This window comes from Rhodococcus sp. 14-2483-1-1, assembly GCF_002259335.1.
GTDB lineage: Bacteria > Actinomycetota > Actinomycetes > Mycobacteriales > Mycobacteriaceae > Rhodococcoides.
Map to the genome: position 1 here is coordinate 323,087 of NZ_NPFX01000014.1, position 15,320 is coordinate 338,406.

The 15,320-nt window shown below is 64.1% G+C and carries 11 protein-coding genes and 1 tRNA gene; 8 read left to right on the forward strand and 4 right to left on the reverse strand.

Annotation, left to right across the window (positions count from 1 at the left end; translation table 11 throughout):
- Positions 1–75: 75 nt before the first annotated feature.
- Positions 76–594, reverse strand: a complete 519-nt coding sequence (locus tag CH294_RS12815) for a MaoC family dehydratase N-terminal domain-containing protein (RefSeq protein ID WP_094738144.1) — start codon at positions 592–594, stop codon at positions 76–78.
- A gap of 339 nt (positions 595–933) precedes the next feature.
- Complete coding sequence (locus CH294_RS12820; protein WP_170944704.1) at positions 934–3,303, reverse strand: DEAD/DEAH box helicase; 2,370 nt, start codon at positions 3,301–3,303, stop codon at positions 934–936.
- A 400-nt stretch (positions 3,304–3,703) separates the two neighbouring features.
- Here CH294_RS12820 and CH294_RS12825 point away from each other — a divergent pair, with 400 nt between their 5' ends.
- The 5 genes from CH294_RS12825 to CH294_RS12845 all read left to right on the forward strand — a co-directional run bounded on the left by CH294_RS12825 (position 3,704) and on the right by CH294_RS12845 (position 9,638).
- Positions 3,704–3,907 carry a cold-shock protein gene (locus CH294_RS12825; protein ID WP_005248460.1) on the forward strand — a complete coding sequence of 68 codons (204 nt, stop codon included), beginning with the start codon at positions 3,704–3,706 and terminating at the stop codon, positions 3,905–3,907.
- Positions 3,908–4,045: 138 nt separating this feature from the next.
- Positions 4,046–4,633: a hypothetical protein gene (locus CH294_RS12830; RefSeq protein WP_032404600.1), complete on the forward strand. Its 588-nt coding sequence runs from the start codon at positions 4,046–4,048 to the stop codon at positions 4,631–4,633.
- A gap of 109 nt (positions 4,634–4,742) precedes the next feature.
- Positions 4,743–7,736 (forward strand): type I DNA topoisomerase, encoded by a 2,994-nt coding sequence (gene topA, locus CH294_RS12835; RefSeq protein ID WP_094738145.1) that lies wholly within the window; start codon positions 4,743–4,745, stop codon positions 7,734–7,736.
- An 18-nt stretch (positions 7,737–7,754) separates the two neighbouring features.
- Positions 7,755–8,423, forward strand: coding sequence for a DUF3558 family protein (locus CH294_RS12840; RefSeq protein WP_094738146.1), 669 nt, complete (start codon positions 7,755–7,757; stop codon positions 8,421–8,423).
- Positions 8,424–8,450: 27 nt separating this feature from the next.
- Positions 8,451–9,638 (forward strand): DNA polymerase III subunit delta', encoded by a 1,188-nt coding sequence (locus CH294_RS12845; RefSeq protein ID WP_094738147.1) that lies wholly within the window; start codon positions 8,451–8,453, stop codon positions 9,636–9,638.
- Here CH294_RS12845 and CH294_RS12850 read toward each other — a convergent pair.
- Positions 9,635–10,153: a CGNR zinc finger domain-containing protein gene (locus CH294_RS12850; protein ID WP_094703822.1), complete on the reverse strand. Its 519-nt coding sequence runs from the start codon at positions 10,151–10,153 to the stop codon at positions 9,635–9,637. The genes CH294_RS12845 and CH294_RS12850 overlap by 4 nt on opposite strands.
- Positions 10,154–10,240: 87 nt before the next feature.
- On the opposite strand from CH294_RS12850, the gene CH294_RS12855 reads away from it, so the two are divergent.
- On the forward strand, positions 10,241–10,936 hold the full coding sequence (locus CH294_RS12855; RefSeq protein WP_037149332.1) for an SDR family oxidoreductase: 696 nt from the start codon (positions 10,241–10,243) through the stop codon (positions 10,934–10,936).
- 67 nt (positions 10,937–11,003) lie between these two features.
- A tRNA-Thr gene (locus tag CH294_RS12860) sits at positions 11,004–11,076 on the forward strand.
- A gap of 71 nt (positions 11,077–11,147) precedes the next feature.
- Here the strand turns inward: CH294_RS12860 and CH294_RS12865 are convergent.
- On the reverse strand, positions 11,148–12,392 hold the full coding sequence (locus CH294_RS12865) for a helix-turn-helix domain-containing protein (protein ID WP_094738148.1): 1,245 nt from the start codon (positions 12,390–12,392) through the stop codon (positions 11,148–11,150).
- 239 nt (positions 12,393–12,631) lie between these two features.
- Between CH294_RS12865 and CH294_RS12870 the strand changes: the two genes are divergently transcribed.
- Complete coding sequence (locus CH294_RS12870) at positions 12,632–15,316, forward strand: aminotransferase class III-fold pyridoxal phosphate-dependent enzyme (RefSeq protein ID WP_094738149.1); 2,685 nt, start codon at positions 12,632–12,634, stop codon at positions 15,314–15,316.
- The last annotated feature ends 4 nt before the right edge of the window (positions 15,317–15,320 follow it).

Consider the following 15,320-nt stretch of genomic DNA (forward strand, 5'->3'; position numbering starts at 1 on the left):
GCTGATCCTCTCCCCACCACACCACCCGAGGTGTTGGCAACGACGAGCAGGGTGGCGTGCCCGTGCCCCGGCACGTCAGCTCCGCATCACCTTGTGCAGCGCATCGGCGATGTCGGGATCGGTGTATCCACCGGTCCGGGCCACGAAAGTCGTTCGGGTGACTGCCAGTACGTCGCCTCGCTGATCGGTGAGGGTGTTACTGGTGACCATCACGTCGCTTCCCGAGGATTGCCGAAACGATTCCAGGCACAGGTCGGAGCTGACGCGGTCGCCGACCTGCATCGGTCGGCGGATCAGGATTTGTTGATCTGTGTGCAGGACATCGCTGACGGAATAGCCGATCAGGAGGTTCCCGAACAGTTCGGGCAGCAATCGGGTGCCGATGACGCTGACGAAGGTGACCGGAGCGATCAACGTGGCGTAGCCGAGCGCAGCGGCCGCGATTTCGAGGCGATGGGCGGGATGGTCGTCGTGGACGGAACGGGCGAATTCGCGAATTTGTTCGCGACCGACCTCGTAATCGTGCGGTGGAAGGTAGTGGTACCCCACTTTTTCGACAATGGCCGGAACAGTCACTTGGTCGATCACCGTCATGTCGAACCTCCAGAGGCTCCGAGCCTGTGCCGAGTCACCAGAATTGGAACAGGCTCAGAACTGACACGCCGTCAGAGTTGCGCACATTTGCGATCGATCACAGTCGAGTCGACGGTGTGCTGGATATTCGCCAGGGCTCCTCTTGTTGCCGGGTGCGGATGACAGCGCGCGTCGCGTCCAGACCTCTGACAAATGCGCGCGCGTTTGCCAGAGGCGCGCGGAATCGCTCCGTTCTGGCCGCGATTTTGCGCGCGTTCAGCGAATGCGCGCGCGTTTGCGGGCGAACCCCGCACTCCGTCCCCCTGCACTCACACCCCAGCGCCCAGGACCCAAGCCGGGTCAACCCTCTCGAGTGACGGCCGCCAATACCGCGGTCAACACTCGAACGGCACCGTCTTTGTCCAGTGGATCGTTGCCGTTTCCGCATTTGGGGGATTGCACACAGGATGGGCAGCCGGTCTGGCATTCGCAGGAGACGATGGCGTCCTTGGTGGCAGCGAGCCAATCTGCGATGGCCACGTGGCCGCGGTCGGCGAATCCGGCTCCGCCGTCGTATCCGTCGTAGACGAAGACCGTCGGCAGCCCGGTGTCGGGGTGTAGAGCCGTCGACACTCCGCCGATGTCCCATCGATCGCACGTTGCGACCAAGGGCAGCAATCCGATGGCGGCGTGTTCGGCTGCGTGCAGAGATCCGGGGAATCGTTCGTACGGAACCCCGCTGTGCTCCAACAACTCCGGGGTGATGGTGTACATGACGGCTCGGGTGTCGAGGGTCTGCGCAGGCATGTCGAGTTCGATGGAATCGAGAACCTCGCCCGAGAGCAGGCGTCGGAGATATCCGACGACCTGATGGGTGACGTTCACCTGCACCAGCGCGACGCGCACCTCGCCGTAGTCGACGGATTCGTGCACCGCAGTGATCGAGATGTCGGTGATCTCGCGGGCCGAGGTGTTCCATTCGGGTTGCTCCGCGTGCACCAACGCCAGACCGGCGTCGAGATCGAGTTCGTCGACCACGAACGACTCGCCCTGGTGGATGTGGACGGCACCGGGATGTGCAGTGGCGGGCGCTCGTCCGCCGTCGACCGTACCGAGCATGCGGCCGGACTCACCGTCGACAATGGCGACCTGCACACCGGTGCCGCCGCGGATGTTCACCGCACCGTGCGGCGAGAGTTGCTGGCCCTCGGGCGTGATGAACCATCCGTGCGGCCGCTTGCGTACGTAGCCCTTCAGCTCGAGCTCTTCGAGCACCGATTCCGCGCTCAGTTCCTCGGCCTCGGGCAGGGTGATCGGCAGTTCGACTGCAGCGCAAAGCAATTGCGGGGCCAGAATGTAGGGGTTCGTGGGGTCGGTGACGGTGGCCTCGACGGGCTTGTCCAGCAGGGCCGCCGGGTGATGCACCAGATACGTGTCGAGTGGATCGTCCCGCGCCACGAGAACCAGGAGCGATCCTTCTCCGCGACGTCCGGCGCGGCCGCCCTGCTGCCAGAACGACGCCACGGTACCGGGGAAGCCGGCGACGATCACCGCGTCCAAACCGGCGATGTCGACGCCTAACTCGAGTGCGTTGGTGGTGGCGACGCCCAACAACGTGCCGTCGGACAGATCCGATTCCAGTTTTCGCCGGTCCTCCGCCAGATACCCTGCGCGATAAGCGGCGACGCGTCGCACCAATTGCGGGTCGACGTCGGCGAGAATCCTCTGAGCGCCCAGTGCGGTGACCTCGGCTCCGCGCCTGGAGCGTACGAATGCCAGCGTACGGGCACCTTCCACCAACAGATCGGCCATGATGCGCGACGCCTCCGCGCCTGCGGATTTCCTTACCGGAGCACCGTTTTCGCCGGTGATCTCTTTCAGCAGCGGTGGTTCCCACAGTGCGACGGTGCGGGCTCCGTGCGGGGAGCCGTCCTCGGTGACCTCTTCGCACGGCGCTCCGATGAGGCGGCTCGCAGCCCGCCCTGGCTCGGACGTGGTGGCGCTGGCGAGCACGAACACCGGGGATGCACCGTAGCGAGCGCAGAGGCGTCGTAGCCTGCGGAGCACCAACGCGACGTTGGATCCGAAAACGCCGCGGTAGTAGTGACATTCGTCGACAACCACATAACGAAGATTGCGGAGAAACCGAGACCAGCGCTCGTGCGAACCGAGAATGCCCAGGTGCAGCATGTCGGGGTTGGTGAAGATCCACCGCGCATTGGTGCGTGCCCACTGGCGAATCTCGATCGGAGTGTCACCGTCGTAGGCGCTGGGGAACACCTCTGCGAGTTCGCCTGACAGTTCCCGCAACTCGTCGGTGATCGAGATGGTGGTGCGTAGCTGATCGGCACCGAGGGCCTTGGTGGGAGCCAGGTACAGCGCCGTCGCCCGAGCGTCGGCAGACAGCGTCGTCAGAATGGGAAGTTGATACGCCAACGATTTGCCCGACGCGGTGCTCGTCGAGAGCACCACGTGATTGCCCTCGGCGGCGAGCGTTGCCGCACGTGCCTGATGCGTCCACGGTTGTGCGATCCCACGAGAGGTGATCACCTGCACCACTTCCGGGCCCACCCACGACGGCCAGGAGGCGAACTGCGAGGCCCGTGCCGGCAGTTCGGCGACGTGGGTCAGCGGGCTCTCGTTCGCGGGCGAACCCGCCAGTACCCGATCCAACAAACGCTGCCCGTAGCTCGCGCCATCCGCACCGTCCAGCGGATGCTTCTCGCTCACTGCCGGTCTCCATGCATTCGTTCGATCTACAAGCGCCGTCGGGCTCTTCGCGACCTGGGATCCCCATGCTATCGCGGGCCATCGACGGCTCGTTCGTGCCCTGGTGGGAGCCGCAATTCATCCGTCTCGTGTTGTGCGTTTCCACAACATGGGCAAATTGTTCGAAAAGGGTCGGTTTTCGACTGTTGCGAACGTGGAGTTCATGGTTCACTTGACGCGGTCGCAGCTTCTGTGTTCGTTCTACGCTTCGCAGGATCTCATGTTGCGGGCGCGGTACTGGGAGAGCTCGTCCATCAGGGGGAATCCTGAGGGGGATTCGTACAAGTGCAGCGGTCGGAACCGGCCCGATGGATCGAAAGTGCGCTCCATCGAATCCGGTGTTAGAAAGAGAAGGAAAAGCATGGCACAGGGAACTGTGAAGTGGTTCAACGCCGAAAAGGGCTTTGGATTCATCGCACCAGAAGACGGCTCCGCTGACGTTTTCGTCCACTACTCCGAGATTCAGGGCAGCGGTTTCCGCACCCTCGAGGAGAACCAGCGCGTGGAGTTCGAGGTCGGCCAGGGCACCAAGGGTCCTCAGGCAACGGGCGTTCGCGCAGTCTGATCCGAGTCGAGAACTGTCATCCCCCTTTCGCGGTGGGCTCCGGTGGAGTCGATCGTGGGAGGGGGATGACTCGTATCCGAACCACCCGAGTGCTGCGAAAGCCGTGAGCGTGGCCGCCGATGTCCTAATGTCCTTGCTGTGAACCAGCTGTCCTTCTTCTCCGCCGAATCGTTGCCGCCCGCGGTGACCGATCTCAGTGGGCTGCTGGCTGCCACCGGCCACGTCGTCACCTCCGCGGGCTCGGCCCGTATTTCTGTCGTCGTCGACGCGCAGTGGCGCGCGGAGGCCATCGCCGAACTCATCGCGCAGTGCGGTCTGACTGCAGAGTTGGGGCGATCGGAGGAGAACCGGCCGTTGGTGCGTACCGCGTCGGTGCCCGAACTGTTCGCACTGGCGTCTCTGTGGACCAAGGGTGCTGTCAAAGCCGTCCCTCCCGGGTGGATACCGGGTTCGCGCGAGCTGCGCGCCTGGGTGCTGGCGGCCGGTCGTCCCGAGGCCGAGGGTGAGCGGTACGTGCTCGGACTCGATCCTCACGCACCGGACACCCATTCCGTCCTCGCGCAGTCGTTGATGCGTGCTGGCATCGCGCCGACGCTGATCGGCACTCGCGGCTCCAATCCGGGGCTGAGAATCACCGGTCGACGACGGCTGTTGCGTCTCACCGAGAACGTCGGTGAGGCTCCCCGGAACGTGGACGCACGTACCATTTGGCCGCGCGCGGAGTAGGCCGATATGTGACTGATCTGCGAGTATTTGGTCGACGTATGTCAGTCTGTTAGTAGTGGGACAGGCAAATCTGCCTGTGAAAACGCACTAGGGAAGGTTCGGCAGCAAGGTGGCAGCACGTAAGAACGGCACGGGGGACAGCTCCGCCGAGCCGCGTCGTCTGGTCATCGTCGAGTCTCCGACCAAGGCAAAGAAGATCGCCCCGTACCTCGGGAGCAACTACGTCGTCGAGGCCTCCGTCGGCCATATTCGCGACCTTCCCCGCGGTGCCGCGGACGTCCCCGCCAAGTACAAGGGCGAGCCCTGGGCGCGTCTCGGTGTGGACGTCGACCACGACTTCGAGGCCCTCTACGTAGTCTCGCCCGAGAAGAAGGGCAAGGTCGCAGAGCTGAAAAGCCTGCTCAAAGACGCCGACGAGCTGTATCTCGCCACTGACCCCGACCGCGAGGGTGAGGCCATCGCCTGGCATCTCCTCGAGACCCTGAACCCCAAAGTCCCTGTTCGACGCATGGTCTTCCACGAGATCACCAAGCCGGCGATCCTCGCGGCCGCCGCCGACACTCGCGACCTCGACCAAGACCTGGTCGACGCCCAGGAGACCCGTCGTATCCTCGACCGTCTCTACGGCTACGAAGTGAGCCCGGTGCTGTGGAAGAAGGTCATGCCGAAGCTGTCGGCGGGCCGAGTGCAGTCCGTCGCCACCCGCATCATCGTCCAGCGTGAGCGCGAGCGGATGGCATTCCGCAGCGCCGAGTACTGGGACATCTCCGCCACGCTCGACGCCGGTGCCGAGGCGAGCCCGCGCAGTTTCGGAGCCCGGCTGGTCAACGTCGACGGCAATCGCGTCGCCGCCGGTCGGGATTTCGGTGCCGACGGCAAGCTCAAGACCGAGTCCGTCACCGTGCTGGACGAACCGCGTGCCCGACGCCTCGCCGAGGCTCTCGAAGGCGTCGATCTGACGGTCGCGTCGGCGGAGGACAAGCCGTACACCCGTAAGCCGTACCCGCCGTTCATGACGTCGACGCTGCAGCAGGAGGCCGGCCGCAAGCTGCGCTTCAGTTCCGAACGGACCATGCGTGTGGCGCAGCGTCTGTACGAGAACGGCTACATCACCTACATGCGTACCGACTCGACGTCGCTGTCCGCGTCGGCGGTCTCCGCGGCACGGGCGCAGGCAACCGAGCTCTACGGCCCCGAGTACGTGCATCCGACTCCGCGGCAGTACACCCGCAAGGTCAAGAACGCGCAGGAGGCGCACGAGGCCATCCGCCCCGCGGGTGACGTGTTCCAGACTCCCGGTCAGCTGCACTCGGCGCTGCAGACCGACGAGTTCCGGCTGTACGAGCTGATCTGGCAGCGCACGGTGGCGTCGCAGATGGCGGATCTGCGCGGCACCACACTGACGCTGCGCATCACCGGAACCGCAGGCACCGGCGAGGAGTGCACGTTCTCCGCATCGGGTCGCACCATCACGTTCGCCGGCTTCCTCAAGGCCTACGTCGAGAGCGTCGACGACGAGGCGGGTGGTCAGACCGACGACGCCGAGTCGCGTCTGCCCGCGCTGAAGGCCGGCCAGGCAGTGACGGCCACCAAGCTCGATCCCGACGGTCACACCACCAACCCGCCGGCTCGTTTCACCGAGGCGTCGCTCATCAAGACGCTCGAAGAGCTGGGAATCGGTCGGCCGTCGACGTATTCGTCGATCATCAAGACCATCCTGGACCGCGGTTACGTCTACAAGCGTGGCAGTGCTCTGGTGCCGTCGTGGGTGGCGTTCTCGGTGATTGCTTTGCTGGAAGCGCACTTCGGGCGTCTGGTGGACTTCGATTTCACCGCCGGCATGGAAGACGATCTCGACGCGATCGCGGGAGGCCGTGAGCGACGCGGCGATTGGCTGCAGAATTTCTACTTCGGCGGCGAGACCGGAGCCGAGGGTTCGGTGGCGCGCTCCGGTGGCCTGAAGAAGATGGTGGGCCAGAATCTCGAGGAGATCGACGCGCGCACCATCAACTCGATCCGTCTGTTCGACGACTCCGAGGGACGCGAAATCCATGTGCGCGTTGGCCGTTACGGTCCGTACCTGGAGCGGATGGTCAAGAACGACGACGATCCCGACGGCGACCCGATCAGCCAGCGCGCCAACCTGCCCGACGATCTGCCGCCGGACGAGTTGACCCTCGACTTCGCCGAAAAGCTCTTCGCCACACCACAAGAGGGCCGCAAGCTCGGTGTCGATCCGTTGACCGGCCACGACATCGTCGCGAAGGAAGGCCGTTTCGGCCCGTACGTCACCGAGATCCTGCCCGAGCCGGAACCCGAGCCGACGCCGCCTCAGCCCGATATCATGCCGATCCCGACCGGTAACGACGGTGATGGTGGCGGTGGCGTAAAGACTGCGGTGAAGAAGGCTGCAGCCAAGAAGGCACCGGCCAAGAAGGCCGCCGCGAAGAAGGCCACCGGCCCCAAGCCGCGGACCGGCTCGTTGCTCAAGTCGATGGATCTGGCGACGATCACGCTCGAGGATGCCCTCAAGCTGCTGTCGTTGCCGCGCATCGTCGGCGTCGATCCCGAGTCCAAGGAAGAGATCACCGCGCAGAACGGCCGCTACGGCCCGTATCTGAAGAAGGGCACCGACTCTCGCTCGCTCGCGGACGAGGATCAGATGTTCACGGTCAGTCTCGAAGAGGCTCTGAAGATCTACGCCGAGCCCAAGCGTCGCGGCCGTCAGGGTGAGGCCAAGCCGCCGCTGCGAGAGCTGGGCGTCGACCCGATCAGTGAGAAGCCGATGGTGATCAAGGACGGCCGATTCGGGCCGTACGTCACCGACGGCGAGACCAACGCGAGCCTGCGCAAGGACGACGAGGTCGAGTCGATCACCGACGACCGTGCGTCGGAGTTGTTGGCGGACAGGCGTGCTCGCGGCCCGGTGAAGAAGAAGGCACCGGCCAAGAAGGCGGCCGCCAAGAAAGCCCCGGCAAAGAAGACTGCGGCGAAGAAGGCTCCGGCCAAAAAAGCTGCTGCCAAGAAGACCGCCACCAAGACCACTGCCGCGAAGAAGGCCCCGGTCAAGAAGGCTCCTGCGAAGAAGACCGAGAGCGAATAGCCTCACGAACTCGAAGTTGTGGACGGAAAGACAGCCGAAAGCCGCCGTAACTTCGAGTTCGGCGATCGGCGGGAACATTCGGTCGACGGGATGCGTCGAACCGCCGTGAAGCGCGGATTGATCGGTCTCGTAGCACTCGGATGCGTCGTTGCAACGTCGACGGGCTGCTCTCAGGTGGTCCAGGGCCGAGCGACGGCAGCCGAGCAGGGTTCGGTGACTCCGTCGGTGTCCAGGCCGGACGTGCCGGCAGGTGAGCTGTTCGATCCGTGTTCGTTGCCGCTCGCGAGCTTGGATCCGAAGGGCGCGCTCGAGTTGAAGGACTCGCTCACTCCAGGGATACCCGATACATCCGGCGTCTGTGTGTGGACGAGTTCGGACTACTCGCTGTCGGTGACCATGTCCGTTACCGAATTCCTGATTTTCTCCGATCCGAAGTCGACTCCGGATTTGGAGGACGTGCGGTCGGAGAAGGTGGGTGCCTTCACCTTCGACGTGTTTCGAATCGGTTCGACCCTCGACGACGACGGGAAGAGTCAGTCGTGCAATGCACAGACCACGACGTCCGGGGGAAACGTGAGCTTGAATGTGTTCGAGATCGACTTCGAGCCCGCGGAACCGATCGATGCATGCGCGACGACCGAGGGCATCCTGCGATCGCTCGAGCCGTACCTGCCCGCGCCGAAGTAGTCGGTCCCAACCATTAGGGTTGGCGTCATGGCGGGTGTGTTCGATCGGTTGGTCGGTCAGGAAGATGTCGAGGCCGATCTGACGGCTGCCGCGGTGGCTGCTCGTACCGGTGTCGACTCCTCGGCGATGACGCATTCGTGGCTCTTCACCGGCCCTCCCGGATCGGGGCGCTCCGTAGCTGCTCTGTGCTTCGCTGCGGCCCTGCAGTGCACCACCGAGGGTGTTCCCGGGTGCGGTCACTGTCAGGCGTGTTCGACGACGATGGCCGGTACCCACGGCGATGTGCGACGCGTCGTACCCGAGGGCCTGAGCATCAGCACCAAGGAGATGCGCGACATCGTGTCCATCGCCTCGCGTCGGCCGAGCACAGGTCTGTGGCAGGTGGTCGTGGTGGAGGACGCCGACCGTCTCACCGAGGGTGCCGGAAACGTGTTGCTGAAGGTGGTCGAGGAGCCGCCGGCGCGGACTGTGTTCTTGCTGTGTGCGCCGTCGGTCGATCCGCAGGACATCTCGGTGACCTTGCGCTCGCGATGCCGGCATGTCTCGTTGGTGACGCCTACGGTGCCCGCGATCGCTCAGGTGTTGCAGACCCGCGACAAGCTCGACGCCGAGACGGCGGCGTGGGCCGCATCGATCAGCGGCGGGCATGTGGGCAGAGCGCGTCGGCTCGCCACCGACGAGGACGCACGGGCGCGTCGTAAACGTGCGCTGGCTCTGGCGTCGGCCGCGGCCCGGCCCAATCAGGCCTACCTCGCGGCAGAGGAACTGGTGAAGGCCGCCGAGGACGAGGCCAAGGAGATGAGCGCCTCCCGCGACGAGGCCGAGACCGAGGAACTGCGAACGGCTCTGGGCGCGGGCGGAACCGGCAAGGGTGCAGCGGGGGCGTTGCGCGGGTCTGCCGGTGTGCTCAAGGACCTCGAGAAGCGGCAGAAGTCTCGGGCCACCAGAACCGGTCGCGATTCACTGGATCGGGCATTGATGGATCTCGTCGGCCTGTATCGAGATGCACTCGCCCGCTCGTACGGATCGACCGCGACGGCCACTCACCCCGACATGGCCGAGCAAGTCGAGCGGATGGCGAAAGCTGTCTCGCCCGAGGCATTGCTGAAGAGCATCGAAGCGATCCTCGAATGCCGAGAGTCATTGGCGGTCAACGCGAAACCGAAGTTCGCGATCTATGCGATGGTGGCGACTCTGGGCGACGTGCTGCGTTAGTCCTTCGCTTTTTTCCGCGCCCGCGAAGCCCGGAGATTGGCAACGTTGCCGCAGGTCTTGACGTCGTGCCAGACGCCACTGTTGTTGCGGGAGCGGTCGTAGAAGGCAGATCCGCACAACGCGTTCTTGCATCGCTTGAGTCGACGCCACGTGTCTGCTTGTTGTGCGAGAAGCGCTTCGGACCAGATCTCCGACGCGATGTACTGGACCCCGCTGCCGGTGGGCGAGAGTCGGACGATGCCATCGGTGCCCGGTATCAATTCGACGCTCACCGCTGGGATCGGCGGTAGTTCTCCGGCGACGGCTGCTTCGACGTTCGCTCGCAGCGTTCGGAGGGCCGCCGCGTCGTCGTCCGACAGCGGCGTTTTCCAGGTTGTGGACGCTGCCTCACCGTCTGCGATGAGGTCGGGAAGTCCGTACACGTCGATAGCTCGCGTGTTCAACAGATTCTGAACCACCTGCAGGCCGTCGGGTGCCGGTGCGAGGTGAAAGCGCTCTGTCGGCGACTGTGACATAAGTGAACAGTATTTGACTATGTCGAACTGGTCAACTAAGACTGACATAGTCAAAAGCTTTTAACCTCTGTCGTAAGGATGAGTTCGATGGTGTCGATTTCGGGAGCAACGGTGTTGGTGACCGGCGGTCAGCGCGGTCTGGGCAAGGCGACGGTCGATGCGTTGCTCGAGCGTGGGGCAGCGAAGGTGTACGCGACTGCACGGAACCCACGCGAGGACTCGGATCCTCGTATCGTCCCGGTAGCACTCGACGTCACCGACGCGGATTCTGTTGCAGCGCTTGGTGATATCGCATCCGATGTGTCGATCGTGTTCAACAACGCAGGCGCTCCAGGAACAACACCGTTGCTGGCGACATCGATCGACGACGTTCGCGCGGTGTTCGAGACCAACGTGTTCGGGGCCCTGCGGATCGCGCAGGAATTCGCGCCGATCCTGAAGGTGAACGGGGGCGGAGCACTGATCGACATCCACTCGGTGCTGTCGTGGCTGGGCGGTGCGGGCGCGTACGGGGCATCCAAGGCGGCGATCTGGTCGGCGACCAACTCGCTGCGGCTCGAGCTGGCCCCGCAGGGGACGCTGGTCGTCGGAGTCCATCTGGGATACACCGACACCGACATGATCGCCGAACTCGACGTCCCGAAGAACGACCCACGTGACGTGGTGCGCCAGGTTCTCGACGCCGTCGAAGCGGGCGAGACCGAAGTGCTCGCCGACGACCTGACCCGGCACGTCAAGTCGATCCTCAGCGGACCGGCGGAGGGCCTGGGCCTCGCAGGCTGACCGCCGAGGGGAGGCGATTTTCGTTTCGATGTGATGCTCCGTTAGACTCACCAACGCCGAAAGGCACGCCGCCTTAGCTCAGTCGGTAGAGCATTTCACTCGTAATGAAAAGGTCAAGAGTTCGATTCTCTTAGGCGGCTCACTTGGAAGGCCCCTGATATGCACCAGCATGTCGGGGGTTTTTCTATGGATGCACAGATGCCGTGTGTGATCACATTGTGAACGTTCGATCCTGCGGTGGTCGCGTAGCGGTCCCGGGCACTGTGTCCTGCTGATTGCGAACAGGATTCTGGTTGCGCCACACCGAGAATGCGAGTGCGGTCGTTGCCAGATCGGCCGTGCGGGCAAGATCCAGTCCAGTGAGTTCGGTGAAGTCCTTGAGTCGTCGCCGAACAGTATTTCGGTGGCGGTACGTGCGGCCGGCGATGTCGGCAATGGTTCCGCCGTGCGCAACCAGGTCCCCAACCGTCTCGAGAATGGCAGTGCGCTCGTAGTCGGTCAGCGTGGTCAGGGGCCCGAAGGCTGCTTGGTAGACAGCGTCGGAGATCTCGGAGTTGCCTGCCGCGATCACTTGCAACCAGGTGTCGCGGACATGCCTCACTCCGGGATCGCCGCGACCGTCGACCGCTGTGCGGGCAAGTCTGATGGCACGGGGGACCCGCGTCAGCCCTTTCGCGTCGACTACCGCACAGATATGACCACTCAGCGCGGTCAGGTGCGAGGTTACGTCCGGCCGATCGTCCGGTAGATGCACGATCGCGCGCAACTCGTGCCCGTACCAACCGAAATGATGTGCAAGACCGGCAGAGTGCAATCGGTCGGTGCACTCTGCGATGAGATCGGGGCGCGGAACAGGGAAACTGCCGACGATGCACAGGTACGACCCCAGAACGGGCAGTCCGAGAAGCTGAGAAGCGTTGTCGACAGTCAATTCGTTCTGCGCACCTTCGATGAGCAGTTGGTCGAAGGCTGCCGACCGCAGTTCTTCCATGCCTTCTTGAGCTACCTGGTAGCCACGTACCACCTCTTCGGTGCTCGCCTCGACCGTCTCCCACACCATCACGGAGGACAACTCGAGAAAGTCCAAACGCTCCATCGGCGACAGAAGCCGTCCCTCCGTTACCAACGCCCCCCACAGCATCCGCAGATCGATACGGAACGAGTGCAGAACCGTCGGGAGTGGAACGCGTTGTCGAGCGCGGAGGGTGCCGACGTCGAATGCAGCCCCTGCCAGTGCTTCGGGCACCGGGCTGCCGACCAGTCGCGTCAGGGCCAACCTCAACGTGCGGTCCATGTGATGGCGGAGATCGTCTTTGCTCACCGGACCACCGGTGTATCCGGGCTCGTCCCCGAGGGTGCGTTCGACGGCGAGGTCGGTCAGTTCGTCCAAGTGCAATGTCAGCACTTGCATCGCGGCGGCGCGCACCAGGCGAGCGGTGTGTGTCTCGGTACTCATCAGTGCTCCTCGGTCGCGTCCCCGCGCCCGAAACGTTGCGGCAACACAGTGTTATCGGGTCCGTGACGGGAACGGCAAAATCGGGACCCCGTAGTGCAGTGTGCACCATATATGCCCAAACCGCGCGTCGATATTCGCATTGACCTCAGCGTTTTGCGCCACTTCAATGATGTGTATCACTCACGCACCGGCTGAAGACACTCTCGCCATACGCGTGGTCCGAAAGGAAAAGTTCGACCATGACCGACGCCCCGGCACGGCCCACCGACTCGCTCGCCGAATCGACGGCAACCCTCGAAGCACTTCTGCGCGACGGGTATGGATTGACTGTGACGTCCATGAAGTTTCTGGGCGGAGAGTTGGATCGCAACTACCGGGTCCGAACTCCGGATGCGACGTACCTCGCCAAATTTCAGCTGCAAGCAGCCGACAGAGCCGAGCTGCAGTGGCAGGAAGATATCCTGCTGCACCTTGCGGAGCAGGATCTGCACGTACCCGTTCCGACCGTCGTGCGCACTGTGTCCGGTGCCCCGAACCTCGCGGTCGACTCCGGTCCCGAGCTCGGAACGCTTCGCGTGTTCGAGTGGGTGCACGGTACCGAGCTGGCCAAGGTTGCCGAGCACACCGATGTGCTGCTCACTGAGCTCGGCTCCACCGCCGCTCACATCACTGCGGCCCTGGACGGCTTCACGGCCTCCGACCTCCTACCGACGCACCACTGGGACGTGACGAATTCTCGGGCTGCAATCGAGTCCTGCATCGCAGAAGATCCCGGCCTGGCCGACCTCGAGTACGTGCGCACCGTCCTTGCTTGGTTCGACTCGGTCGAGCCGCGTCTGGCGAGTTTGCCGACGGCAGTGGTCCACCACGACTTGAACGACAACAACGTATTGGTGAGCGTCGATGGGGACGATCAACACGTATCCGGTGTACTCGACTTCAACGATGCGTTGCGCAGTGCCCGAGTTGCCGAACTCGCTGTAGCGGGGGCTTACGCGATGCTGCGTAAGCCCGATCCGCTCGGTGCTCTCGGCCTCGTGGTGACGGGATACAACGACGTCGCGCCCCTGACGGACAACGAGATCGATGTCATATTCCCACTCTCCGCTGCTCGACTGTGTGTGCAGGTCCTGACCTGGACGAGCCGTGGGCGCGTCGACCCGACCGCGTACGGACGCATGCGAATGCAGTACACCCTTCCCACTCTTCTCGCAGTCGCGCGCCTGGACCCCGCGGTGGCGTCGGCGCATCTGCGCTCGGTGTGCGGTCGAGTCGCGTCGCCTGCGACCGACGACGCCCGGCATTTCGTTGCGAACGCAACGGCGGCAACTATTTTGGGCTATTCCCGGACATCGTTTCCGGGCGACACCGCGGATAGCCCGGTTCGACCCGCTGTGGGTGAGCCAGCAACTTACTCACCTCACCTGTCGGTACACCACCACCGGGCGGATATCTGGCGACCGGAAATCGGAGAGCCGGAGACGGTGTCGCTCGGCTCGACGTTCTGGCTGGCCGACGGCACCGTGGTCTACGCACCTATCGAGGGGCGTGTTGTCGAGACCGAGCCCCTGGTCATCGAACACGGCGGCGTCGGTGATGCACCGTTCGCGTACTCGGTGTGGTCCGGCGTGCGGCCGTTGGCCGGTGCCGGTCGGATTGTGGCAGCGGGAGAGCCCCTCGGCGAGACAATCGACCCACACTCCTCGGGGACTCCCATCCTGCGCGTGCAGATCGTGGCCACGCGCGATCTCGCCCTGCGGCTGCCGTCGTACGTGTCGGCAACGGACGCGCCGTACTGGGCGCACGTATGCGTCGACCCCGCACCGTGGTTCGGTCGGACTCGGTGTGAGAAGTCCGACGACGTCTCCGGCTTCGTGCGCGGTCAGGGTGTCTGGTTGTACGACAACCGTGGAGTGCGTTATCTGGACGCACGATCGGAGGGAGGCGTCCACCTAGCGCACGGCGACCGGCGCATCGTTGCTGCGGCCAATAGGCAGATGCTCTCTCTCGACGTAGCGAGCGATGTCACGATGGCGAGTCGACTTCTGACCCGGCGAATCCTGTCCACGATGCCCGCAAGCCTGGACACCGTGCTGTTCACCGACACTGCTGATCAGGCACTACGCCTAGCCGAACGCTTGGCCAGGCGCGCTACGGGGCGCACCTCGACCGTGCGACCGAACGAATACTCGACGGGCGAATCCGACCCGTCGGCTCCTGCGGCCGCAGTGATCGTGGAAGCCGTCGTAGCCGACGGCGTGCACCCCACGTCGCACGAGTTGTGCGCTTCCCTCTGTGCCGGTGCGAAAGCCGCAGGCAGTGTGGTGATCGTCGACGAGACAACCAGCGGCCCGGGTCGAAGCGGAACTCACCTGTGGCAGTTCGACGCGTGGGACGTCGTTCCCGACATCGTCGTGCTCGGCCGCAGGTTGGCCAACGGACACCCGATTGCCGCCGTCGTGACCACGTCGGAGATCGCGCACGACATCGAGGGCGACGGCAACCGCTACAACGCCAACCCGGTCCCCGCTGCCATCGCCGCAACGACACTCGACATCATCGAGAACGACGGTCTGCTACAACGCGCTCATGCGGTCGGAGCTTATCTGAGGACCGAGTTGACCACTCTGGCATCGGACGTATCAGCGGTGTCCGACGTGCGTGGTTACGGACTGATAGCCGGAATAGAGTTGAGCGGAGGGTCGATGACGAGCGTCGCTGCCGCGTCGTACACCCGCGCAGTGCGCCGCCGCTTGGCACAACACAGTGTGTTGATCGGGCAGTCGGGTAAGGGGGGCAACGTCCTCACCGTCGACCCACCGATGACCTTCTCTCACACCGACGTCGATCTCCTCGTTGCTCGCCTCGCCGACGTCTTCACGATGGCGGACATCCGTCCCGCCGACACCGACAGCTCATCGTAGGGAC

Coding starts and splice junctions, on each gene's coding strand:
- CH294_RS12815 (WP_094738144.1), bottom strand. CDS start 594: ATGACGGTGATCGACCAAGTGACTGTTCCGGCCATTGTCGAAAAAGTG.
- CH294_RS12825 (WP_005248460.1), top strand. CDS start 3,704: ATGGCACAGGGAACTGTGAAGTGGTTCAACGCCGAAAAGGGCTTTGGA.
- CH294_RS12845 (WP_094738147.1), top strand. CDS start 8,451: ATGGCGGGTGTGTTCGATCGGTTGGTCGGTCAGGAAGATGTCGAGGCC.
- CH294_RS12850 (WP_094703822.1), bottom strand. CDS start 10,153: ATGTCACAGTCGCCGACAGAGCGCTTTCACCTCGCACCGGCACCCGAC.
- CH294_RS12855 (WP_037149332.1), top strand. CDS start 10,241: ATGGTGTCGATTTCGGGAGCAACGGTGTTGGTGACCGGCGGTCAGCGC.
- CH294_RS12865 (WP_094738148.1), bottom strand. CDS start 12,392: ATGAGTACCGAGACACACACCGCTCGCCTGGTGCGCGCCGCCGCGATG.
- CH294_RS12870 (WP_094738149.1), top strand. CDS start 12,632: ATGACCGACGCCCCGGCACGGCCCACCGACTCGCTCGCCGAATCGACG.